23 protein-coding genes are annotated in these 24,032 nt (G+C 51.7%); 20 read left to right on the forward strand and 3 right to left on the reverse strand.

Annotation, left to right across the window (positions count from 1 at the left end; translation table 11 throughout):
• Positions 1-35: 35 nt before the first annotated feature.
• From AB1757_24115 to AB1757_24190, 16 genes are all read left to right on the forward strand, one after another.
• Entirely contained in the window at positions 36-809 is a 774-nt protein-coding gene (locus AB1757_24115; GenBank protein MEW6130143.1) for an SDR family NAD(P)-dependent oxidoreductase, read from the forward strand.
• 100 nt (positions 810-909) lie between these two features.
• Complete coding sequence (locus AB1757_24120) at positions 910-2,076, forward strand: 2-hydroxyacyl-CoA dehydratase (GenBank protein ID MEW6130144.1); 1,167 nt, start codon at positions 910-912, stop codon at positions 2,074-2,076.
• A 20-nt stretch (positions 2,077-2,096) separates the two neighbouring features.
• Positions 2,097-3,383 (forward strand): 2-hydroxyacyl-CoA dehydratase family protein, encoded by a 1,287-nt coding sequence (locus tag AB1757_24125; protein MEW6130145.1) that lies wholly within the window; start codon positions 2,097-2,099, stop codon positions 3,381-3,383.
• 19 nt (positions 3,384-3,402) lie between these two features.
• Positions 3,403-4,221, forward strand: a complete 819-nt coding sequence (locus tag AB1757_24130) for an acyl-CoA dehydratase activase (GenBank protein ID MEW6130146.1) — start codon at positions 3,403-3,405, stop codon at positions 4,219-4,221.
• Complete coding sequence (locus tag AB1757_24135; protein ID MEW6130147.1) at positions 4,218-5,030, forward strand: acyl-CoA dehydratase activase; 813 nt, start codon at positions 4,218-4,220, stop codon at positions 5,028-5,030. Before AB1757_24130 ends, AB1757_24135 begins: the two co-directional genes overlap by 4 nt.
• Positions 5,020-5,334 (forward strand): hypothetical protein, encoded by a 315-nt coding sequence (locus AB1757_24140; protein MEW6130148.1) that lies wholly within the window; start codon positions 5,020-5,022, stop codon positions 5,332-5,334. Before AB1757_24135 ends, AB1757_24140 begins: the two co-directional genes overlap by 11 nt.
• Positions 5,309-5,863 (forward strand): hemerythrin domain-containing protein, encoded by a 555-nt coding sequence (locus AB1757_24145; GenBank protein ID MEW6130149.1) that lies wholly within the window; start codon positions 5,309-5,311, stop codon positions 5,861-5,863. Before AB1757_24140 ends, AB1757_24145 begins: the two co-directional genes overlap by 26 nt.
• Before the next feature lie 14 nt (positions 5,864-5,877).
• Positions 5,878-7,257, forward strand: a complete 1,380-nt coding sequence (locus AB1757_24150; protein ID MEW6130150.1) for a tryptophanase — start codon at positions 5,878-5,880, stop codon at positions 7,255-7,257.
• A gap of 98 nt (positions 7,258-7,355) precedes the next feature.
• Positions 7,356-8,132 carry an enoyl-CoA hydratase/isomerase family protein gene (locus AB1757_24155; GenBank protein ID MEW6130151.1) on the forward strand — a complete coding sequence of 259 codons (777 nt, stop codon included), beginning with the start codon at positions 7,356-7,358 and terminating at the stop codon, positions 8,130-8,132.
• Positions 8,133-8,419: 287 nt separating this feature from the next.
• Positions 8,420-9,796 (forward strand): ATP-binding protein, encoded by a 1,377-nt coding sequence (locus AB1757_24160; GenBank protein ID MEW6130152.1) that lies wholly within the window; start codon positions 8,420-8,422, stop codon positions 9,794-9,796.
• On the forward strand, positions 9,774-11,177 hold the full coding sequence (locus tag AB1757_24165; protein MEW6130153.1) for a sigma-54 dependent transcriptional regulator: 1,404 nt from the start codon (positions 9,774-9,776) through the stop codon (positions 11,175-11,177). The genes AB1757_24160 and AB1757_24165 overlap by 23 nt, the downstream gene beginning before the upstream one ends.
• Before the next feature lie 221 nt (positions 11,178-11,398).
• Positions 11,399-12,079: a ferritin family protein gene (locus tag AB1757_24170; protein MEW6130154.1), complete on the forward strand. Its 681-nt coding sequence runs from the start codon at positions 11,399-11,401 to the stop codon at positions 12,077-12,079.
• Between the two features lie 115 nt (positions 12,080-12,194).
• Positions 12,195-12,770, forward strand: a complete 576-nt coding sequence (locus AB1757_24175) for a DUF2231 domain-containing protein (GenBank protein MEW6130155.1) — start codon at positions 12,195-12,197, stop codon at positions 12,768-12,770.
• 51 nt (positions 12,771-12,821) lie between these two features.
• On the forward strand, positions 12,822-13,397 hold the full coding sequence (locus AB1757_24180) for a hypothetical protein (GenBank protein ID MEW6130156.1): 576 nt from the start codon (positions 12,822-12,824) through the stop codon (positions 13,395-13,397).
• A 1-nt stretch (position 13,398) separates the two neighbouring features.
• Complete coding sequence (locus AB1757_24185; protein ID MEW6130157.1) at positions 13,399-14,310, forward strand: cytochrome c3 family protein; 912 nt, start codon at positions 13,399-13,401, stop codon at positions 14,308-14,310.
• Positions 14,311-14,545: 235 nt separating this feature from the next.
• A complete protein-coding gene (locus AB1757_24190) occupies positions 14,546-14,974 on the forward strand; it encodes a surface-adhesin E family protein (GenBank protein MEW6130158.1) in 429 nt (142 codons plus the stop codon).
• 68 nt (positions 14,975-15,042) lie between these two features.
• Here the strand turns inward: AB1757_24190 and AB1757_24195 are convergent, their stop codons facing one another.
• Both AB1757_24195 and AB1757_24200 read right to left on the reverse strand, forming a co-directional pair.
• Entirely contained in the window at positions 15,043-17,010 is a 1,968-nt protein-coding gene (locus AB1757_24195; GenBank protein ID MEW6130159.1) for a DUF3857 domain-containing protein, read from the reverse strand.
• A 127-nt stretch (positions 17,011-17,137) separates the two neighbouring features.
• Positions 17,138-18,307 (reverse strand): NAD(P)/FAD-dependent oxidoreductase, encoded by a 1,170-nt coding sequence (locus AB1757_24200; protein ID MEW6130160.1) that lies wholly within the window; start codon positions 18,305-18,307, stop codon positions 17,138-17,140.
• Positions 18,308-18,546: 239 nt separating this feature from the next.
• On the opposite strand from AB1757_24200, the gene AB1757_24205 reads away from it, so the two are divergent.
• The 4 genes from AB1757_24205 (at position 18,547) to AB1757_24220 (ending at position 22,515) form a co-directional block, all read left to right on the forward strand.
• Positions 18,547-20,370 (forward strand): DUF885 family protein, encoded by a 1,824-nt coding sequence (locus AB1757_24205; GenBank protein MEW6130161.1) that lies wholly within the window; start codon positions 18,547-18,549, stop codon positions 20,368-20,370.
• A 52-nt stretch (positions 20,371-20,422) separates the two neighbouring features.
• Complete coding sequence (locus AB1757_24210) at positions 20,423-20,887, forward strand: hypothetical protein (protein ID MEW6130162.1); 465 nt, start codon at positions 20,423-20,425, stop codon at positions 20,885-20,887.
• 44 nt (positions 20,888-20,931) lie between these two features.
• Positions 20,932-22,041: a M28 family peptidase gene (locus AB1757_24215; protein ID MEW6130163.1), complete on the forward strand. Its 1,110-nt coding sequence runs from the start codon at positions 20,932-20,934 to the stop codon at positions 22,039-22,041.
• A gap of 81 nt (positions 22,042-22,122) precedes the next feature.
• Positions 22,123-22,515, forward strand: coding sequence for a four helix bundle protein (locus AB1757_24220; GenBank protein ID MEW6130164.1), 393 nt, complete (start codon positions 22,123-22,125; stop codon positions 22,513-22,515).
• Between the two features lie 37 nt (positions 22,516-22,552).
• Here AB1757_24220 and AB1757_24225 read toward each other — a convergent pair whose 3' ends face one another.
• On the reverse strand, positions 22,553-23,812 hold the full coding sequence (locus AB1757_24225) for an exo-alpha-sialidase (protein MEW6130165.1): 1,260 nt from the start codon (positions 23,810-23,812) through the stop codon (positions 22,553-22,555).
• Positions 23,813-24,032: the final 220 nt, after the last annotated feature.

Consider the following 24,032-nt stretch of genomic DNA (forward strand, 5'->3'; position numbering starts at 1 on the left):
CCGGCTACCGGAGCCAGTTTCAGGGGATTAAGCAAATGAACTTACTCGATTTTAATGGTGAATCCGTCATTGTGACGGGCGGCGCGCGCGGTATTGGTCGCGCCATCGTGCAAGCCTTTGCCGAAGCGGGCGCGGATGTCTGCATCGGCGATTTTCGTATAGAAGTCGCGCAAGCCACGGCTCACGAAATTTCTGAGCAGACCGGGCGCAAAGTCAAAGCGGTGCGCGCGGATGTGACGAATCTTGCAGACACCCGGAATCTCTGTCAGGTTGCCTTACAAGAGTTTGGCAAAATCGATGTTCTGGTCAACAGCGCAGGGTGGGATAAGCTGACGCCTTTTTTGAAGACCACCCCCGATTTATGGGAGCGAGTTATCGCAATAAACTTTCGCGGCGTTTTAAATACCTGTTACGCCGTTTTGCCGCACATGGCAGAACGAAAACAAGGGCGCATTGTTAATATCAGTTCGGATACGGCTCGCGTCGGTTCATTTGGTGAAGCCGTTTATGCTTCTGCGAAAGCTGCCATCATCGCCTTTTCTAAAACCCTCGCTCGTGAACATGCGCGCGACAATATTCGCGTCAATGCCGTTTGTCCGGGACTGGTGGAAACGCCGCTCATCGAAGAGATGCGCGAAGACGAATTCACCGCCAAGATACTGAGTTCAATAGTCGGCTACATTCCGCTTAAACGTCTGGGGCGACCCGAAGAGATTGCGCCGATGGTGCTCTTTTTAGCATCGCGCGCGGCAAGCTACATCACAGGGCAAGCTATCAGCGTCAACGGCGGGTTGAATATGGTTGGATAAAACAACGGTCAGCAATTGAGAATTCCACATAACTCTTTCGCCTGTAAGTGAGATTTGGAACTTTCCTGGTGACCGCTTTTACAAAACAAGCGAGGCGTTGATGAAACCGCGAGTGTTTAATGAGTGGCTGAACAAGCCGCTTGATGAAATTCTGTTTGAGTGTCGGGAGTTGCTCGAAGACACCAGCTTTCCGACGGTGCGCCGCTGGCGCGACGCGGGCGGCAAAGTTTTAGGTCACTTTCAGGTCTATTTCCCCGAAGAGATTGCGCACGCCGCCGGTTTGTTGCCGTTCAAAGTTCGCGGTTCGCCGGTCGAAGCCGGACAAGCCGACTCACGCTTTGGCTCTTATCTTTGCTCTATTATCAAAACCTCTTTAGAACTCGCCTTGAGCCAGCACGTCACGCTGGAGATGTTCGTCACTCATCCGATTTGCGATGCGGCGCGCAACCTGGCGGCGATTTGGGGACGCAATAGTTCTTACCCCTGCCAGATTCTTTACCTGCCGCAAAATGCCAATTCAGCGCACGCCGCCACCTATCTGCATGGCGAATATGACCGCTTGAAACGCGCCATCGAAACGGTCGCCGATACAAAAATCACCGATGAAGATTTGCGCTGCTCGCTGGCGCTTTATAATCAGAGTCGAAAATTGTTGCGCGACCTTTATGCCATCAAACGCGAAACCCCGCATTTGCTTTCAGCCGATGAAGCTTATGTGTTAGTGGCAATCAGCGGACTCATTCCACGCGAAGAATATAACGAATTATTGCGAACCGTTTTGCCGATGATGCAAAATCGCAAAGCCAAACCGCAGGACAAAGTGCGTGTGGTTTTTGAAGGCGGTTTTTGCGAACAACCGCCGCTTGATTTGATTCGCGCTATCGCTCGTTCGTGTTACGTCGTGGATGACGATTTGCTCATCGGGGCGCGCTGGATTTTGGAAGACGTGCCGACCGCAGGGAATCCGCTTTTCAATCTCGCTGAAAGTTATCTGGAAAAATCTTCTTATAGCCCTGTGCAACATGATTTGCGCAAGCCCAAAGAGAAGATGTTGCTTGAACGCATTCGCCGGGCGCGTGCCGATGCGGCGATTATCACGGCGGCAAAAATGTGCGAACCGGGACTCGAAGAACAGGTGACCTACACGCGCGCGCTCGACGAAGCCGGCATTCCTTATTTCGTCAGCGAATTTGAAGAAAACATGACGAGTTTCGATCATTTGGAAATTCAACTGGAGACCTTCGTTGAAAATATTCTCTTCAACTAAAGGTCACGCGAAGGACAACCATGAATGATGTTCAACCAACCATCGTCGGGCGCGGCAACAATGAAGGGGCGCGACTGTTCCGCGAATGGTTCGATGATTTAACCGAAGTTGCAGGTCAAGACAAACGCGCTGCATATGTGTTTGTGATGGGCAGCCTCGCGGAACTGCTCCGGGTTTTCGACCTGCCCATTGTCTTTCCCGAAATCAATTCGTTGCAAACCGCCGTGCGCCGCGTCGCCCATGACTATCTCAATCAAGCCGAAGATTACGGTTACTCGCCAGACATTTGCGGTTATGTGAAAGCCGATGTCGCCGTGCAACTCAAAGGCGGCGAGCATCCGATGGGGCGCATCCCGAAACCATCAATCGCTGTGCTCACGAACGCCTGCAATACCTATATCAAATGGGCGGAAATCTGGGAGCGTATGTACGACGTTCCGGTTTTTACGCTCGACATTCCCGGCACACGCGAGGCTGGCGGGCAAACCTGGGCGGGCAACACCGATTTTGAAAATGACCGCGCCTATGTGCTGGCGCAAATCAAAGAGTTAATCAAGCTGTGCGAAGAAGTCACCGGCATCAACTTTGACATTGATAAATTGCGCCAAGCCATGCGCTATGCCAATGCCCTGAATCGCAGTTGGAAACGGGTCTTGGAATTGAATCAACATCGCCCGGCGCTGTTTAACGCGCTCACCGACGGCACGATTTATCTGGGGGTAGCCAATGGATTGCGCGGCACTGTGGAAGGCGCGAAGTATTTCGAGGAACTCGTCGAAGAGATGCAGTACAAAGCGGCGCGCGGCATTGGCACACTCACCGAAGAGAAGTACCGGCTGATTTTTGTCGGCGTTCCGTGCTATCCGATTTTCCGCCGCTTCAATGAACTGTTCACCGAATGGGGCGGGGCGTTTGTTAATTCGACCTATCTCTGGTTTGCCGCAGGCGGCGCCAATTTAGGGTTTGAATACGATTTGCAACAGCCGCTTGAAAGCCTCGCGGAAGGCTTGCTCATCAGCGTCCGCGATGCGATGGACAGTATGTTTTATCAGGAACAGGCGCTCACACAAATGCTCGACGCCTATCACATCGACGGCATCATCTATCACCCGATTAAAAGTTGTCGCACGGTGTCAACGGGGCTTGCGGATAATCGCCGCGCTTTGATGGCGGCGCGCGATGTGCCGAGTTTATTCATTGAATCGGACATGATGGATCGGCGTGTGGTATCCGAAGCGCAACTCAAGAATCGCGTTGACGCTTTTTTTGAAGGCTTGGCAGCGCGTCGCGCCGCAGCTTGCAGATGAACCTTTAGAGGAAAACCTTATGGCTTATGTAGCAGGCGTGGATGTCGGCTCCACGCAAACCAAAGCCGTCATCATCAACGAAAGCGCAGAGATTGTCGGGCGCGCTTTGATAAGCACCGGCGCGAATGTCGTGTTGGCTGCCGAAGACGCTTTTGCTGAGGCGCTTGCCAACGCCGGGATTCAGGAAGAAGAGGTCGAGTATGTCATTGGCACCGGCTATGGGCGTTATCGCGTGACCTTTGGCAACGCCCAGGTGACGGAAATCAGTTGTCACGGGCGCGGCGCTGTCGAGATGTTTCCGCGCACACGCACGGTGCTCGATATGGGCGGACAGGATACCAAAGCCATTCGCGTCAGTTTGACGGGCGAGATTATTGATTTTTGCATGAACGATAAATGCGCGGCGGGAACCGGCAGATTTTTAGGCGCAGCAGCAGCGGCGCTCGACATTCCGTTAAATGACCTCGGCAGCGTCGCGCTCACAGCCGAACATCCCGTGCGTATCAGCACCACGTGCACGGTCTTTGCCGAGTCGGAAGTTTTGTCGTGGCTTGGCAAAGGCAAAAAGATTGCAGACATTCTGCTCGGCGTTCATCAATCCATTGCTTCACGTTCGATTGGTCTGTTGCGACGGGTCGGCATTGAAGAGGAAATCACTTTCACGGGCGGCGTGACGCGCAACATCGGCATGATTGAAACGCTCAACAAAGGCTTGGGTTTGACGGTGAACGTCAGCGACGATTCGCATTTTATGGGCGCATTGGGAGCGGCGCTCTTTGCTCTTGACCACATACGACTCAAACGCGCCCCGTCGGCAATAGCGGAGGCAAAGCGATGACATTCACAGCCGGTATTGATATAGGTTCGACTTATACGAAAGCGTTGATTTTAAGCAGCGAAAATCAGGTGATGAGTCGCGCTTTGACGAACACGGGCTTCAAACTGGCGGAGACCGCGCGGCGTATGTTTGACGAAGCTTTAGCGCAAGCCGGTTTGCAGGAAAGCGATATCGATTATGTGGTCGCCACAGGTTTTGGGCGTCACCTGGTTTCATTTTGCGATGTTGCGGTCACAGACCTGACGGCGAGCGCGCGCGGCGCGACCTGCTTGTTTCCCAACACCCGCACGATTTTGGATGTTGGCGGGCAAACCATGAAAGCCAGCCGTTTGGATGACACCGCCAAGGTGAAATCATTTCGCTTGAACGATAAATGCGCCGCCGGAACCGGCGCATTTTTAGAAAAGACCGCGCGTTATATGGGATTTTCGACCGCAGAGATTGGACCGCTGGTGGCGACTTCAAAAACGGCGGTGCCGATTTCAGGCGTTTGCGCGGTGTTTGCAGAATCGGAAGTCATCAATCAACTATCACTCGGCAGCGCCCCCGCAGATATTATGCACGGCGCGATTGCTTCGCTTGTGGATCGTTCCGTGCAGTTGATGAAGCGCGTGCAGATGCAGCCCGAATACACCTTGATTGGCGGCATTCTGCGTTTTGAAACCATGGCGCGGGTCGTGCGCGAACAATTGCAGGCTGAAGTCAATGTGCCCGAAGGCGATATGGTGCAATTTACAGCGGCGCTGGGCGCGGCGATTTTAGGGCATCAACGATTGCGGAAATTGCGCGAAACGGAAAATGATGGATAGCGACCAACAAAACCTGAAACTGATTTTGCTTGAGCGTGAGAGTCGGCGCGTGAGTCACGAAAATCCTCGTGAAGCGGAACTGGCAAGCGAAGGCTGGCAACGCCGCTTTGTTGCCGACGCCGCGCGCGCCGCAGAAGTCATCGCGCTTTACCGGCAACTGGGCTTCGAGGTGTTTGCAGAACCTGTGCGCCTCATTGAGTCCGACGAAGATTGCGATGATTGCCGGTTGGTAATGCAGCGCGATTACCAAACCATCTATACACGAAAGCGAGTAAACCATGACCACACCAATGGAAATTCTTAGCCGCGAACATCGCATCATCGAATGCGTGTTGCGCGCGCTTGACGGTATCTGTTTGAGAATCGAGCGCGGAGAAACAATTCCTGCCCAGCCGCTAAGCGAAATTGTTGATTTCATCCGCACCTTTGCCGACCGCTTTCATCACGAAAAAGAAGAGCAACATCTCTTTCCGACGCTTGAAGAATACGGCGTGCCGCGCCAGGGCGGACCCATTGGCGTAATGCTCTATGAACATCAACTCGGGCGGCAGTTGGTTGCCGAGATGCATCAAGCGGCGCAAAGTTATGCTGACGGAAACGCCGGCGCGGCAAATGATTTCGTCACGGCGGCTCGGCAATACCTCGAACTGCTCAGCGTTCACATTTACAAAGAAGACAATGTGCTGTTCAAAATCTCGGGAAACGTGCTCAGTAACGATGCGCTCAATTCGCTCAATAAAGATTTTGCAGAAGTGGCGTCACGTTTTGGCGCAGATGCCTATGCCAGGTACGAACAGCTTGCCAAAGAATTAGAAAAGGATTGGGCAAGATAGCCGCAGCAATATTTATGAAAACCATCATTGAACCATTTAAAGTCAAAGTCGTCGAACCCATCAAAATGACTTCGCGTGATGAACGCGAAAGCATTTTAAAAGCCTCGTGGTATAACCTGTTTTTAGTTCACGCCGAAAATGTCATCATTGATTTACTGACCGATAGCGGCACGGCGGCAATGAGCGCCGCGCAATGGTCTGCGTTGATGCGTGGCGATGAGTCTTACGCCGGAAGCGCCAGTTTCTATCGCTTTGAATCCGTCGTGCAAAACATCTTCGGTTTCAAACAGGTGATTCCCACGCATCAGGGTCGCGCCGCCGAACGCATACTCTTTTCGGTGATGTGCAAACCCGGCTCTGTGGTTCCCAACAACACGCATTTCGATACCACCAGAGCCAATGTGGAATATGTCGGCGGCGAAGCGGTTGATTTGCCGATAGCCGAATTTTATCAACCGGCGGTCTATCATCCCTTCAAAGGCAATATGGATACGGCGGCGCTCGAACGTTTAATCAATCGCGTCGGCGCTTCGCGCATTCCGCTGGTAATGATGACCGTGACCAATAATTCGGGCGGCGGACAACCGGTTTCGATGGCGAATCTGCGCGACGTGAAAGCCATTTGTTCGCGACATCACATTCCGCTCTACATTGATGCCTGCCGGTTTGCCGAAAATGCTTACTTCATCAAATTGCGCGAGCCGGGATACGCGGATAAATCCGTTTTAGAGATTGCCCGCGAAATGTTTTCCTATGCCGACGGCTGCACCATGTCCGCCAAAAAAGACGGCTTGGTGAACATCGGCGGTTTTTTATGCGCCAACGACGAGCGACTGGCGCAGCAGGAAAAAGATTTGTTGATTTTAACCGAAGGCTTTCCGACTTATGGCGGGCTTGCGGGGCGTGATTTGGAAGCGATTGCTGTTGGTCTCGAAGAAGTTCTGCACGAAGATTATCTCAACTATCGCTTTGCTTCGATTCAATACCTCGGACAACATTTAACGGAAGCGGGCGTGCCGATTGTGCAACCGCCCGGCGGTCATGCGATTTACATTGATGCGAAAGCGATGCTCGCGCATCTGTCGCCGCTTGCCTATCCGGGGCAGGCGCTGGCGGTTGAACTCTATCGTGAAGCGGGGATTCGCGCCTGCGAAATCGGTTCGGTGATGCACGCAGAGACCGATGCCGAAACCGGTGAAGAAAAACCTGCGGCGATGGAATTGGTGCGTCTGGCAATTCCGCATCGCGTCTATACGCAAAGCCACATTGATTATGTGATTGAAGCGATACTCGAAGTTCACAGGCGACGCGAAGCGATTCCAGGTTATCGCATCATCAAGCAAGCGCCTTACCTGCGCCACTTCACTGCGCGATTTGCGCCTGTAGAAATTTGATAAGCAATGAGTTGAGCTTTAGCGAACAACGCGGTCATAGACCGTTTGCTCAATCTCAGTAAATGGTGTTGTGAAGCGCTACTGGAGTTTGATAAACCATGACCGAAAAATACCAAAACATGCTCATAACCAACACCGATGGGGTGGTGAAATTGACGTTTAATCGTCCGCCGCTTAATGTTCTCAACATCGAGATGTTGAATGAAATCAATCACGCGCTTGAAGCGGTGCTTGATAACCGCGCGCTCAAATTGCTCATCATTACCGGAAACGGCAAAGCGTTTTCGGCGGGCGTTGATGTCGCGGAGCATCTGCCGGATAAAGCCAGAGAGATGCTTGCAACGTTTCATCGTACTTTTGATTTATTGTCTGAGATAGCGGCTCCGACCTTAGCGGCGCTCAATGGCGTAGCGTTAGGCGGCGGCTGTGAAGTTGCGCTCTTTTGCGATCTGGTGATTGCCGCCGAAAGCGTCAAACTGGGACAGCCGGAAATCAAACTTGCGACCTTGCCGCCGGTTGCCGCAGCTTTGCTCCCGAAATTGTGCGGCGCAAAAAAAGCTTTTGAATTGCTGCTCATTGGCGATGCGATTACAGCGCGTGATGCAAAACGCCTGGGACTGGTTAATCGTGTGGTTGCCGATAGCGATTTGGAAAGTGAAGTGGAAGCCGTCACTAAAAAATTAACCGCGCTCAGCCCGGATGCGGTGAAGCTAACGAAACGCGCCATACGGCAAGGCTTGGATAAAAATTTCGCCGAAGGATTTAACGCTGCCGATGCGTTGTGCCTTGAGATGTTGCTTCACCACCCGGACACCCGGGAAGGCTTGCAGGCATTTATTGAAAAACGCCCGCCGGCTTTCGGCAAAAGCGCGTAATGCTTCAATTTTAACCAGGTCTCCAACAATCTGGTTTCACAGGCTTTCATCTTTCGCATCGCGTGGAAGTAATCTGAAGTTAATTCACTTGCCAAATTCGTGAACACCGCGACGTTTATGCGAATTTTCTTACCGGCTTTTTACCCAAACTGATAGCAGGTTCAAATGGTCATCAATTGGTGTATCATATTTGACTTCGGGGATAACCTTTGTAGTTGCGATTTGGCAAAATCATTTTATCAACTACAGTTGCAAACATCCCTCTCGCCCGATACGGAGATTTTGTTATGACGTTGCGCAGTCGCATCAAATCTTTGAGCCTGTTTTCCTTGCGTTCCATCGCCAGCCATTTGTCCGATTTTGAAGTGTTCAGAAAGCAAGAGTCCTCTCTCATCTTATTGAATCTTGCGGTGCTCGCCTCGCTTTTCCTGGTTCACATTCTGTTCTTTTCCTTACTTGGAGCGCCTTCAAAACTTCTTCTTCTGGTCTTGACCGCGCGATTTCTTTCACAGGTCTTTGAGTTATTCTGGCTGCAAAGTCTGAAAGCCCCGCTGTCTGCGCGAGTCGCAAATGCTTATTCGCAATTTTCAATCTTAATTAATCTGGCGTTTGCTTTTCTGGCTTCCAATCTCGGAGGTCTCGCCGATAGTCACTACTGGGTGCTGATGGTGCTGCCGATTATCTCGGCGGCTTTCCGGTTCGGGATTGTGGGAACCTTCGGCGTTGTCGCGGTCGCCGTTTCGCTCACCTTTTTGCAGGTCTGGTTGTATTTCAAAAGGCGTCCTCCCACCGACATCTCAGAGTATTTTGAAGCCGCGACGGTGGCGCTTATTTTTATCGTGATTGCGCTCGTCGTCCGGTTGCTGGTCGGTTACCTGCGCCATGAACAAGCTGCCCTCAAGCGCAGTCTCGCGGAACTTCATCGCACCAAAGACCTGCTTGTCGCCGAAGAAAAACTCGCGGCAGTGGGACGATTATCGAGCGCCATAGCGCACGAAATCCGCAATCCTGTAGCGATGATTTCAAGCTCGCTTGCTATGGCAAGGCAACCGAGCGCCAATCACAACCTGCGCGAAGAGATGTTCGAGATCGCCGGACAGGAAGCCACGCGACTTGAAAAATTGACCACCGATTTTCTGGCTTACGCCCGCGTCAAAGAGCCACAACGCAAGCCTGTGTCGGTGGGAACGACGCTTCACTACATTGCCAGCCTTGTGAAAGCCCGCGCCGCCAAAGCCTCCATTCACCTGGAGGTTGATTGCCCGGTTGATTTGATGGCAACGATTGATGATTTTCAGATTCAGCAGGCGCTGCTCAATCTGGCATTGAACGCAACCGAAGCGACGCCGCAAAATGGCAACGTGATAATTGGCGCGCGCGCTGGCTCAAACCATGAATTGAATATCTACGTGGAAAACTCCGGCACAGAGGTCGGCAGTGAAGTTCAGGCGCGGATATTCGAGCCGTTTTTTACAACCAAACCCGAAGGGACTGGACTGGGTCTGGCAATAGCGCGCAACATCGCCCGCGCTCACGGCGGCGAGCTTTCGCTGGCTATCAACGAGACCGGACGTGTGCGATTTCTTCTCGCCATTCCAGACGCCGCGCGGCTCTCTTCATCGAAACCTGGCGGAGTATCCAATGGCGCGCATTCTAATCGTTGATGATGAGTCGCACATGCGACGTATTTTATCGGTCATCCTGCAAGAGGATGGTCATGCCATTACGGAAGCGGAAGGCGCAAGACAAGCTCTGGCGCTCCTCAAATCCACGCCGCTCGATCTGGTCATCACCGATCAGAAGATGCCGGACGGAGATGGCTTGGCGGTTCTTGCCGCCGCTAAAGAAGCCGACCCCGATATGCCTGTTGTGATGTTGACGGCGTTTGCGACGGTCGAGCTTGCCGTCGAAGCGATGAAGCAGGGCGCTTTCGATTTCATTGCCAAGCCTTTTGTTCCCGAAGTCGTCCGCGCCGTTGTTCGACGCGCCTCCGAACGCGCCGAATTGCTGCGCGAAAATGAACGGTTGAAAGGCGAAGTCAAACGGCTCTCTTTCGACGACGACATCCTTGGTAACAGCGCCGCTATTCATGAAGTAAAAGAGAGGATTGCGCGGGTGGCTCCGACCGACGCGACTGCGCTCATCACCGGAGAGACGGGAACCGGCAAAGAGCTTGTGGCAAGGGCGATTCACAAAGGCAGCCATCGCGCCGCCGCGCCCTTTATCGCAGTCAATTGCGCAGCGTTTCCCGAATCGCTTCTCGAAAGCGAACTCTTCGGACACGAACGCGGCGCGTTTACCGGAGCAGACCGCGCGCGTCAAGGGTTGTTTGAAGCCGCCCATCGCGGAACGCTTTTTCTTGATGAAGCCGGAGAGATGTCGCTGCCGCTGCAAGCGAAACTGTTAAGAGTGTTGACCGACGGGCAAGTCTTGCGCGTCGGGGCGACAACTCCTAGAAAAGTGGATGTGCGAATCATCGTTGCCACCCATCGAAACTTGCAGCAGCGCGTCAAGGAAGGCTGGTTTCGCGAAGACCTCTATTATCGCCTGGCAGTCGTGCCAATTGAAATTCCGCCACTGCGCGAACGTCCCGAAGATATACCGGTGCTGATCGGACATTTGATGAAACAGGTAGCCCGCGATTTGAAGATTCCGTTTCGCCGCATCAGTGATGAAGCAATCGAAAGGTTGGCGCATTATGATTTTCCGGGCAACATCAGAGAGCTTCGCAATCTGATTGAACGCGCCTGCATTCTTGCGAAAGGCGCGGAACTTGCCTCTGATGATTTTGTCATCAATCCCACAGGCAGCCCGCCTGTAAGCGAAGATGCGGAGAAACCATCGGCTGATCTTTTGCAGCGCTGGATGGCATCCTTGCCTGCAAGTTTCGATATGCGGGCAATGCTTGAGAACACCGAGCGCGAATTGATTGCGCGAGCTTTAAAAGAAGCCAATGGCGTTCAAGCCGAAGCGGCGCGGAGTTTGGGCATCTCGCGCAGCGACCTCGCCTACAAGATGAAAAAATATGCCCTCACAGATTCCTGATAACTGTCTCTCGTCGGCTTCCTGATTTCCGTTCAAGTTTTTTGACAGATGACCGGTTGGTTGTCCGAATTTTTTGACAGCCTAACCGTCGCCTTTCAATCATCACTTCGCTAAATCCTGTAAACAAACCGCGCGCGCTTTTTCCAACCAAGGCACAGCCATTGCCAAATGGTAAAGCGTCAGCTCAAGTTGACGCACGATTATTATCAGGAGGTTTCTTAATGAACATTGTGCCGATGTCATACAGCCAAAGAACTCTCGGACTGCTGCTGCTTGCTTTGGTCGCAGCCCTTTATACGGGGTGCTCTGCAAAGGTCGCAGCAGATAAAAAAGTCAGCGCGCCGGAGGCGGTCGCGGGAAGTAAATCGAAAACGATGGAGAATCTGCTTGCCGCGTATAACGGCGAAAGCAATGCTCGCACTCGTTATCTGGCGTTTGCGAAAAAAGCGGATGCCGAAGGATATGCCAAAGCTGCGAGTCTCTTCCGGGCGGCAGCCCGCGCCGAAGAGATTCACGCCAACAATCATGCAAAGGTGATTAACGAACTCGGCGGCACACCGAAAGCGGACATCAAAACGCCCGAAGTGAACTCTACTGCCGAGAATCTCAAAGCCGCCGTCGAAGGTGAATCCTATGAGCGCGACACCATGTATCCTGAATTTCTCAAGCAGGCTCGCGAAGACAACCTGAAAGAAGCAGTTCGGACATTTAACCTTGCGAGGTCTGCGGAAGCCGAACATGCCAGACTTTATTCCGAAGCGCGTGCCGAACTGGCTTCCTGGAAAACGCCAGCGAAAGGATTCTATGTCTGTCCGGTGTGCGGTTTCACCACGACCGATCCGGACTTCGAGAAGTGTCCCTCTTGCTTTTCGCCACGCGAGCAATTTGAACTGGTAAGCTGATGACAACCTGGTCGCTGCCTGCTTTTCATCGGTCTTTATCGTTCAAGGTGAAGACCGATAAAAAGCGGGATGTGACCGGTTAAACAAATTCTCTCATCTGTTCTGGAGGTAAATTATGAACGTATTTCCACCGATTCCCAGTTGGGATGGACTGCATCCGTTAATTGTACATTTTCCCATCGCGCTCCTGCTGATTGCGCCGATCTTGATCATCCTCGGTCTGACGCTTTCAAAGTATAGTAAAGGGTTCTTTCTTTCCGCCCTGGTGCTGATGATCATCGGCACCATTGCCGTGTTCGTTGCGACATCTACGGGTGAGGCGGCGGGCGAACTTGCCGAGCGCATGGTGAACGTCGAAAACGTGCTCGAACAGCACGAAGAACTGGCAGAAACCACGCGGACGACTTTCACTGCGTTGACCATCATCTTCGCCGCCATGCTTTTTCTGCCCGCGCTACTAAAAAAGAATCTGGGACGCGCCAGTTCAATGATTCTCAACATCGCCTTTCTGGTGTTTTACCTTGCGGGCGCGCTGGTTCTGGCTAACACGGCGCATCAGGGCGGGCGTTTGGTTCATGAGTTGGGCGTGCGGGCAATGGTCACAACCAACGGCGGCAACGCGCAAGCGAACACCAATGAAGCGCCGCCTGCTCAAAAGGGCGAGGCGAAACATGGTGATGACGATGACTGATTTTCGGCTTGAGAAAAGTTAGTCAGTCGCCATGCAGGAGATTTAAAAAGTATGCGGCACTCTCTGTTTGTCAAACGGGTCCTTCCTCTGTTCTCCGGGTATGTCTTGCTGGTAGCTTCAGCAATCGCGCTGGATTTTGTCTTGCACCGCGCGAACCTGTCCTGGATAGGGCGCTATTTCGGCATCCTCGGCACAGCGTTCATCATCTGCTCGTTTGCCTACTCGATGCGCAAGCGCAAAATCCTGCAAGTTGGCTCGCCCAAAACTTTGCTCGATGTCCACGAGTATTTGAGTTGGGCGGGCGTGCTCCTGATCCTCGTCCATGCGGGCGTGCATTTCAACGCGGTTCTGCCCTGGCTGGCTATTGTGTTGATGCTTGTGGTGGTGGCGAGCGGCTTCACAGGCAAATTTCTCCTCAAAGAGGCGAGGGAAAAACTGAGGTGGCGGCAGGAAGCCTTGCGCCAGCAGGGCATCGGCATGGAAGAGATTGAAAAGCGCCTGTTTCTTGACAGTATCTCCGTTGATTTGATGAAGAACTGGCGCGCTTTTCATATCCCGATTACGACGATATTTGCGACCCTGGCAATTCTGCACATTCTGGCAATCCTGCTGTTTTGGCGGTGGTAAAATGAAATCGTTAATTGCAATCATCAGCACGCTGGTCTTTTCGCTCGCCTTTATTTTTGCCTATCCAAACTGGGCAATCAAACCGGGAGTTCTGTCAAACGCGCATCAGCGATTGAATAAGGATTGTCTTGCCTGTCACACCCCGCTACAGGGAGCGACTGCGGAAAAATGTATATTTTGTCATAAGCCCGCCGACATCGGGCGCATCACCACTACCGGCGTTGCGCTCGCGCGCGCCGGGAAATCGCTTTTCCATCAAAGCCTCGCAAATTCCGATTGCACGGGTTGCCACACCCTTCACACGAGCGCAAGGGGAAAGCGAGCGACAGAGAAGTTTAAACACAACTTCTTGAAGGAAGCCGCAAAGAATAACTGCGCTTCCTGCCACCAAATGCAAAAGCCCGCCGACAGCCTGCATCAACAGGTTGGCGCTCAATGTGTGGTGTGTCATCAAACGACCGGCTGGCGCGTTGTCTCTTTCGATCATCAACGGCTGGCAGGGCAGAACAGTTGTGTTTTCTGCCACCAGAAAAACAAACCCGCTGACCCTTTACACCAACAGATTGGTGATGACTGCGCGAAATGCCATTCGACGACGAACTGGCGCGGCGCGACCTTCGAGCATACCGCTTACTTTCGATTTGATGGCAATCACCCTTCAACGTGCAACACCTGTCATGTGAATACCAAAAGTTTTTCCGAATACACCTGCTATGGTTGTCACGAACACACACCGGCAAATATCGCCGCCGAGCACCTGGAAGAAGGAATTCGCAACTATGAGAACTGCGTGAACTGCCATCGTAGCGGCAATGCTGATGAAGCGGAACACCGACGCGAAGGTGAAGGAAGAGCGAATCAAGATGCTAACCCGGCGGCTGGCAAAACGAAACGCGACCGGGATGATGATTAGGCTGAATGTATGAACAAGAATAGTCCAGGAAGAATATGAAATAGATGTTGCTCGCAATAGCAAACCCGCTAACCAGGAAATTGATTTTGTTCGTCATACGAAATTCCATTATCATTTGCCTGTCCAGCCCAACCTGATTTCGCATTGTACGCGAGTACAGCTAAAAGCGAATTTACCGCAGCCAAAGCCAATTCAAAATTGGACAGCATAGAATTTCGATTCCGAGGGTAGCAGAATGCGATTAATAGGTGGTGGACTTCTCTTTTTCATATTGGTGCCATTCGTCCAAGCTCAGGAAAAAACCAAATGGCAGCGCATTGCCACTTACGAAGATTCTATCGTGAGTCTTGATATTTCCAACGTAACATTCAGCACATCGTTCAGTGGGCGCGTTCGGTTTCGCCTTGAACTTGCAAAATCTGAACCGGTATCGAAAGGGCAAACTCTCAAATATCGGAGCCTGATTCAAACCATAGATTTCATTTGCGAAGAGAGAAAATATCGTGTGTTTGAGACGCTGATGTTCGATAGCAAAGGCAAACCGTTAGATGTAGAAAAACCTGCCCCCGAAACCCAATGGCAATCTGTAAGAGCCGGAGGCATTATGGAGCAATGGTTGGTTGCCGCGTGTCGCCTCATTGCGGAAAAGAAAGGCAATTCATAAAACACTGGGGGATAAACAATTCGTCGCTCATTCGAGCGCGGTGAAACCGGGAATGGATTTCATTCGCATCATTTCTGCTTGAAGGAAATCAAGGCGCGGTCGGATTGATGGACGCGGTCGAAGAAAGTTTTAACAATCGCATATTGTTTCGGCGTGAAGTTGATGCCGTTTACCAGTAATTTTCTTTCGTAAATGATGTGGTCGCCTGCGCGGGTGAATTTCGCCTGGTAACGCGCCGCGCCGATGTCAACTTCGATGGCTTCGGGCACCTGTTCAATTTCGTAACCATCAGGCGTTTCAATCACCGCCTGTTCGCTCTCTGACCAGGCGAAATGAAACCGCAAATTATTGGCGCGAGTCGCTGATGGTAAAAAATTTTCATCGCGCCGCGTCAGCAATGCCGGTTTTAAAAACAACCGCTTTTCCGTCACCGTCGCGGCTTGCGGCAAGGTGAGATGATAGGCTTCGCTTAACGCGCTCGGCGGTTTCACGGCATCCGAAATCGTCACCGATGATTCGTTAATCGTCGCCGACGGCAAACGGTCGCGCGCCGCCGACAATATCCGCTTGCGCTGTTCTTCGCGGGTGAGTCCCTGCAATTCGTTGCGCAGTTCAAGCGCCCTCAGACCCGTCACTTTCGATTCAACCTGCACTTCGACGCGACCATCGGCAAACGGCGTGACGCGCAATTTCCGGTCTTCGTTATTGCGTTCGCCATCGCTTACAGGAGTTTCGACAAAGCGCCAGTCTTTATCGCCGTACAGCAGAGCCGTCACCGCTTCTTTTTCCCACGCCAGCGACCCCGCTGGACAATATGCGGTGCCGGCGTCGAAAAATTGCAAAGCGCCGTCGCGATTGATAATCACTGCCGCTTCACCATTGAATTGAAAGGCATCGGTGAACGATTGGTGAAAAAGGTTTTCGTCGCGGGTGACGAGTTCAATCACGCGCGCCTCAAATCCTGCGGCTCGCGCCATTGCCACAAACAACCGATTGATTTCGCGCGGCGTGCCATACCGGCGTTTCAAGGTGTCATCGGCGGTATCGTTCTTCTTAAAGTCTTCACTGCTTTCTGCGCCTTCCGGGTCTGCGTCATCGGCTTTGTCTTTATCGCCAAGGTTGCGGATTTCGTTTTGCACATACTTGTAAAGCTTGGCGAGTTTATCTTGCGGGCTATCGGTCGGATTGGTGATGCTTGCCACCACCTGACGAATCGCTTTGCTCGGCGTGGTTTCACCGAGCGCGCGGTAATACATGCGTCGCGCATAATCGCGCCAGTATTTTTCGGGTTTCTGTTCGAGTTCGGTTGAATAGTAGAGCCAGCCCCACATCTTCACAGCAAGTTCCGGTGGCATCATCGGCTCGCGTTTGAACGGGTGAATATCTTCGACATTGATTTTAAAGGCACCGTCCCAGGCGGGATGAAAGCGTTTTTCATCCTTCACATTGAAAGTTACCCAGCGCACATCCGCATTGGTCATAAACGGCGTTTGAATGGTGTAGCTGAGTTGTTTGATGAACAGTTCGGATTGTAAATCGAAGGCAAAATAGCGAAAGCCCTGTGGGTAAGTTTGGCGATAGCGGTATTCGATAATCGTGCCGGGTTCGACGCCCGATAGAGTGAAAACTTTGGCGCGTTCGGTGCGCGTGCTGCTTTTGAAAATCAACTTATCGAAAATATCGCGGTCGGCGACTTCGATAATCGTGCCATCGGGTTTGATGGTGCGGGCGCTGACGTCAGTGATTTTTCCGAGTTCTTTTTTGTAAGGCAATTCAATGTCTGCAAAACGCCGCCCCCGGTCATTGAAAATTTTGATGCGGATGTAGAGGCGAAGACTGGTGCCCTGGTTGTCATCGTCATTGAGCACGCCTTCGCGGAAAAGAATCGCGGCGTCGGCTTCCGCATCGCCCAGGTCTTTGGCAGTGAGGCGCAAATCTTCGGGGGTGACAGGTTTCCACCCTGCCGCCGGTTTTGCTGCGAAGGCAAATGGCGCGACCAGTAAAAATGAAAAGAGAAACATGAATCGGTGTCGCATAACCAATTCACCACGTTGCTGAAACTGCCTGATTAAGATTGCCGAAAAATTCTAGCGTCTGGCTGCTGAAACCAAGCAGATTTTACTCTGCTATCAGCCTTGAGTTCAAAACTTTTATTTCAGGTCATCAAACGTGCTGCCCTGCGGCAAAACCCGATGCCCACGCCCATTGAAAATTGTATCCGCCCAGTTGCCCTGTGACATCCACGACCTCGCCGATGAAATAAAGCCCGGCAACCTCACGCGCTTCCATGGTTTTCGATGAAAGCATACGAGTGTCAACGCCACCTGCTGTGACTTCGGCTTTTTTATAACCTTCGGTTCCGTCCGGCGTGAGTTGCCAGTGCGCGAGTTTCCCCGCGATGGCTGTGAGTTCGTCGTTTGAATAAGTTCGCATCGCGCGCGACGGCGCGAATTGCTCGCACCACATTTGCGCAAAACGACGCGGCAAATGTTCCGAGAGCAGATTGACCAGATGAAGGTCGCTGGTTCGCGCATCCAGTAACAGGCTTTCGGCATCGAGTTCGGGCAGCAGGTTGATTTCAATTGTGTCGCCCGGTTGCCAGTAGGAAGAGATTTGCAAAATCGCGGGACCGCTGAGTCCCCGATGCGTGAGCAACAGATTTTCGCGAAATTCGGCGGCGTTACAACGCGCGATGGCATCAACCGATACGCCGCTCAGATTCATCAAGGCTTCGAGTTTTTGCGGCGCGAAGGTGAGTGGCACAAGCGCCGGGCGCGTCGCTTGAATTGCGAGTCCGAACTGGCGGGCGAGGCGATAGCCGAAATCGCTTGCGCCGATTTTGGGAATCGACAGTCCCCCTGAAGCGATGACCAGCGACGCGCTTTCAACGCGACCTTGCGAGGTTTCGATGATAAACGAATGGGCGGATTTTTCTACGCCAGTGACGCGACAGCCCACACCGATTTCGACACCGGCAAAGCGGCATTCATCCAGGAGCATATTGATAATTTGCTGGGCGCTGCCGTCGCAAAATAATTGTCCGAGTTTCTTTTCGTGATAAGCGATGCGGTGTTTTTCGACCAGCGCGATGAAATCCTGCGGGGTGTAGCGCGCCAGTGCCGATTTGCAAAAATGCGGATTAGCGGAGAGATAATTTTTCGGCGCGGTGTAGAGGTTGGTGAAATTGCAACGCCCGCCGCCGGAAATCAAAATCTTTTTGCCGACTACAGGGTTATGTTCGACGACTAACACCCGGCGACGGCGTTTACCCGCTTCGATGGCGCAAAACAATCCCGCCGCGCCGCCGCCAATGATGATGACATCTTTTGTGATACTCAAATTATTTCCCGGCGTGATAAACCCAAGCTCCGCAGAGCTTTTAACCGTTTTTCAACCCTTTTCTAAAAAATCACTGCGTCAGGGGAAAAACTATAGCAAAAACTTTCGCGCAAAACAGCGTGTTGACTCGACGGAAACGGGGTTTGTTCGGTATCTTGCATCTGTTTCTTTTCACCGCTTCAACTATCAGTGGAAGGGTTTTCCCAAACATCCTTTTTCGAGAGGGATTCACCATGAATAAACCGCGAATTCGTTTGGTCTTTGTACTGTTGATGATTGCGATGATGGTTTCATCATCAACGATGATGACTGCAAAAGTTCTGGCTGCGGATGGCAAAAACCATAAAGCCGCAAACCCTGCCGCGCCTGTCGCCAATGATTACGATACTTCAAATAGTGAAATGCGCCCGCTGATTGAACGCTACGCGGATGACCGCAGCAGCCTCAATCGCTTCTACAATGTGCAAAACTCCGAAGCCCGACGCGCCAAGATGACCAAATTTTATACCGACTGGCTTGCCGAAATCGCTCGTCAGAATTTCGACGCCATGAGTCAGGACGGCAAAGTCGATTATGTGCTCTTTAAAAATCATCTCGAACACGAACTGCGTCAGGTCGATATTCGCGTCAAACAATTTGCCGAAATCGAATCGCTCATTCCCTTCGGCGCGACGATTATGGCGCTCGAAGATGCGCGTCGCCGCCTTGAACCGGTCAACGGTCAAAAGACGGCTGCGCTGTTTACTGACCTGCAAAAACAGGTCGTCGAAAAACGTAAGACGATTGATGCCGCAATCAAAGCCAATAAAGAAAACATCCCGGTGAAAAAGACAGTCGCCAATCGCGCTGCGGTGACGCTTGCGGCACTGCGCAATACTTTGAAAAACTGGTTTACTTTTCACAACGGCTACGACCCGATGTTTACCTGGTGGGTCGCGGAACCTTACAAACAACTTGATAAATCAATCGAAGAGTACGCGGGTTTCCTGCGCGAAAAAGTGGTGGGCGTCAAAGCCGATGACAAAGAAACGATTATCGGCGACCCTATCGGACGCGAAGCCTTGATGAGCGAACTCGAATACGAAATGGTTCCTTACACTCCCGAAGAGTTAATCGCCATCGCCAATAAAGAATTGGACTGGTGCGAAAATGAAATGAAAAAAGCTTCGCGCGAACTCGGTTACGGCGACGATTGGCACAAAGCTCTGGAACATGTAAAGACCTTATATGTTGAACCCGGCAAACAACCCGAACTGGTCAAGCAACTGGCGCTCGAAGCGATTGACTATGTTGAAAAAAATGACCTCGTCACCGTGCCGCCGCTTGCCAAAGAGACCTGGCGCATGGAAATGATGACGCCCGAACGCCAACTCGTCAGTCCGTTTTTCCTGGGCGGCGAAATGATTCAGGTTTCCTATCCGACCAATACTATGGCGCACGAAGCCAAGATGATGAGTATGCGCGGCAACAATATTCATTTTTCGCGTGCCACCGTGCATCACGAATTGATTCCCGGGCATCACCTGCAAGGCTTTATGCGCGACCGTTACAAACCCTATCGCAGTATTTTTGGAACGCCGTTCTGGGGCGAGGGGTGGGCGCTTTACTGGGAGTTGATTTTGTGGGATAGAGGGTTTGCGAAAACGCCGGAAAATAAAATCGGCATGCTGTTCTGGCGTATGCACAGATGCGCGCGAATTATTTTTTCGCTCAGTTTCCATCTCGAAAAGATGACGCCGCAGGAATGCGTTAATTTGCTGGTCAAGCGTGTCGGGCATGAACTCGACAATGCGACAGCGGAAGTGCGCCGGTCGTTTGCAGGCGAATACGGACCGCTTTATCAGGCGGCATATTTGCTCGGCGGCATGCAAATCAAATCGCTCAGAAAAGAGTTGGTGGAAACGAACAAGCTGACCAATCGACAATTTCACGATGCGATTTTGAAAAACAACAGTATGCCGATTGAAATGGTGAGAGCCAGTTTGATGAACGTGAAACTGGCGCGCGATTATAAAACCAATTGGAAATTTTACGGCGAAAATCCTGCCGGTAGATAATCCGGTCAAACTTCAATTCCGGTTGCAACGTATGCAATCGGCGGAGACCGCCATGAATCGTTTAAAAATATTTTTCTCAATCCTGTTGTTCTTAACCGGTATTTGCCTGAGCGCCTTCGCGCAAGATGTACCGAAAACCGTTGTCAAAAGCGCCAAGGCGAAACAGATGCTGCTCGGCACGCACCGCTTCTCTTTGCAGTGGATTAGCTGGGATTATTTCGGCAAAGCGATTGTCAGCGAAAAACGCGGCAGCTTATTCATCACCGGCGAACAGAAAGCGCGAAAGGGCAGCGATTACCTCAAGATGCGTGGCGTGATTACCGAAGTCACGGCAAGCGAATTCAAATTCACCGGCACAGTGGAAATGCGCGTCAGCCACATCAACCAAGGCGAAATCTGCAAACGCGAAGGCGAGTTGACCTTTGCCATCAAAGGCAATCGCCGCTACTGGCGCATGCAGGAGATGGACAACCCTTGCGACCAGGTCACCGATTACGTCGATATTTTCTTCAAGTAAACTTTAGGAATCCAGCAAGACAAATTTTGGAGGCTAACCAGCGAATGCACGTTTATTCACGTACTAAAACATTCTTTGCCATTGTCATCATCATCACTTTGACGATTGCGCCGGTTGCCGCACAACAAGCGGCACGGCAAAAAACTAAAATAGCGCCTGATGCGCAAAGCCTGATGAATCAGATTTCCGCAAACTCTTTGCGCGGACATCTGTCGTTTATCGCATCGGATTTACTCGAAGGTCGCGGCACGCCTTCGCGCGGGCTTGACCTTGCCGCCGAATACATCGCCGCACAATTTCGTCGCGCCGGGCTTGAACCCGCAGGCGATGACGGCTATTTCCAGACCGCCGATTGGAATGAATTGCTGAAAGCGCGAAATCCGAACGCCACGCCCACGACCGAAGGACCAACCAAAGTTCGCAATGTTATCGGCATTCTGCGCGGCGCTGACCCTCTGCTTAAAGACACTTATGTTTTAATCACCGCGCATTACGACCATTTAGGCATTCGCGCGAATCTCGAAGGCGACAAAATTTTCAATGGCGCAAATGATGATGGCAGCGGTACGGTGTCGGTGATAGAGCTTGCATCGGCATTCGCTGCGATGAAAACGCGCCCGAAACGCACTTTGGTATTTATGACTTTTTTCGGTGAAGAACGCGGGCTTGTGGGTTCGCGTTATTATGGCGCGCATCCGATTTTCCCGATTGAAAAAACGGTTGCCAATATAAATTTGGAACATGTCGGACGTACAGACGACACCGAAGGCGCGCAAGTGAGCGCGGCTGCGGTGACCGGATTCGATTTTTCCGAAGTCGGAACCCTTTTGCAGAAAGCCGGTGAAGCGACCGGTGTGAAAATTTTTAAACACCCGGTCAATAGCGACCGCTTTTTCGGCGCAAGCGATAATCAAGCTTTAGCCGACCAGGGCGTTCCCGCGCATACCGTGAGCGTCGCTTATATTTTCCCCGACTATCACAAAGTCAGCGACCACTGGGATAAAGTGGATTTCGACAACATGGCAAAAATCAATCGCACCATCGCATTTGCCGTGTTGACCATTGCCAACAATCCGCAAGAGCCGAAATGGAACGAAGCCAATCCCAAAGCGGCAAAGTACGTGCAAGCCTGGAAAGCGCGACACGGGAAATGAGAAGGGGAGAAAGGGAGAAGGGGAGAAAGGGAGAAGGGGAGAAGGGGGGGAATTCACTTTGAAAGTTATGAGGCGCAATTAATGAGTGAAAAAATTATCCGGCATCAGGATTTGGATGTTTACAAAAAAGCATTTGAAGCTTTTATGAGGATTTTTGAAATAAGTAAAAAATTCCCAAAAGAAGAAACCTATTCTTTAACCGATCAAATCCGTAGAGCATCACGCTCTGTTTGCGCTAACCTTGCCGAGGCGTGGAGAAAACGAAGATATGAAGCAGCGTTTGTCAGTAAATTGAACGATTCAGAAGCAGAGTCTGCCGAAACACAAACTTGGCTTGAATTTGCTGTGCGCTGTGACTACTTGGAAAGAGCTACAGCCGTTTCTTTATTCAAAGTTTATGACGAGATAATCGCTATTTTAGTCACGATGATTAACAATCCAACCTCTTGGGTTTTACCATCTGGGAGAAAGTAAAACAGTACGATTGTCCCTTTCTCCCCTTCTCCCCTTCTTACTTCTCGTCGCCTGCCAATACCCAGGCTTCGTTAAAGTGCGCGTGTTTGATGGTCTTTCTCGCGGGTTTGCCGTCGCTGTCGTTACCAATATCTTTTTTGTTGAGGTGATAACTGTACGAAGCATGTAGTGAACCGTCGCGGGCTTGAATGATGGATGGGTAATGATAAGCGCCCGCTTCTGCGCCCGGCGCGTCGTATTCGAGATGGCGTTTCCATTTCCAGGTCTTGCCTTCATCATCGGAGATGGCAACTGCGAGGCTATGGCGACCGATTTCCGTGTCGTTATAAATCAACGCCCAATGTCCATTACGCAGAGTGATGATTTCTGCGCCCGCGCCGGGATTGGGAATATCCGAATCTGTGACTTTGCTCCACGTCATACCTTCGTCGGTTGAGGTCGCCTGATGCAGACGTTTTGGCGCGGGACCGTTATCGCGCATCAATGTATAGAGCGACCCGTCGCGTTTTTTGACGATGCTCGGTTGAATGTTGCCAAGTCCGACAAGCGGCGTGCTGGTCTTCCAGGTCGCGCCCCAATCGTCAGTGATTGCCATCAGTGAAAATGAAAAGCCGTCGGAATAGAGCGGCACAATGAGCCGCTTGCCATCCAAAACGAAAGGGTGCGCCCGCGTCATCCAGCCCATTCGACGAAAATATTTATCAGCGGCGTGTTTGCGGGTTTCGCTGGCGAGGTCGCGCGCGCGCTTTTGCAACAGTTCGGGAAACGCATTGATTTGCGGTTCAAAATCGTTGAGGAATGCGTTGACGGTTTGCTCGAATTCCGCGCCGGGCGTGATGTGCAGGACTTCGTTGACTATCCAGCGCGGCACGCCGTCTCTTTGATAATCGCTGGCAATTTTGTATTTCATCAAAGCGGTTTCCCACTGATTGGCGAGGATGGTCGGGTACAACAGCCACAAACGCCGCATCGGGTCAATGAACATGGTGCAGTTGGTATCGGGGTAGCCTGGCGTGTCTGCCATAGTAAATCGCGGACTCCACGCGCGCGCGCCTTTGCGAAGCCTTGCGCCTTCGATTTTGACATCATCGGCGGTGCGTTCGCCCGAACCGTGAAACCAGCAAACCAGCAAATCGCCGTTCGGACATTCAACGATGCACGAGGCGTGATTGTGCCAGTGTTCGAGCGGGAAAATAATTTCCGCTTCATAAAACGGCGCGGCTGATTTTTGATTGGACGCGATGACCTGCGCGCAAACGAGGATTAAGCAAAGTGAAAGGGGAATTATGATTTTCATTGTTCGTAGCGTGGGCAGAAAATTTAGATAAATTAAAACAAGGTTAAAATGCCGATAACCTGATCACTAGCTAATTTCTTAATTTCTTCATGATCAATGGTTCGGACAAAACTAAGCGGCAATAACCGCATAATTTCGTAACGAATCGTATTCAGGATGATTTTTTATCAAACTTGGCTCCAGAGCTAACTTTGAAATAATCATCTCCAGAAACTGTTCA

The organism is Acidobacteriota bacterium (genome assembly GCA_040754075.1).
In the GTDB taxonomy this organism is placed as follows: Bacteria; Acidobacteriota; Blastocatellia; order UBA7656; family UBA7656; genus JBFMDH01.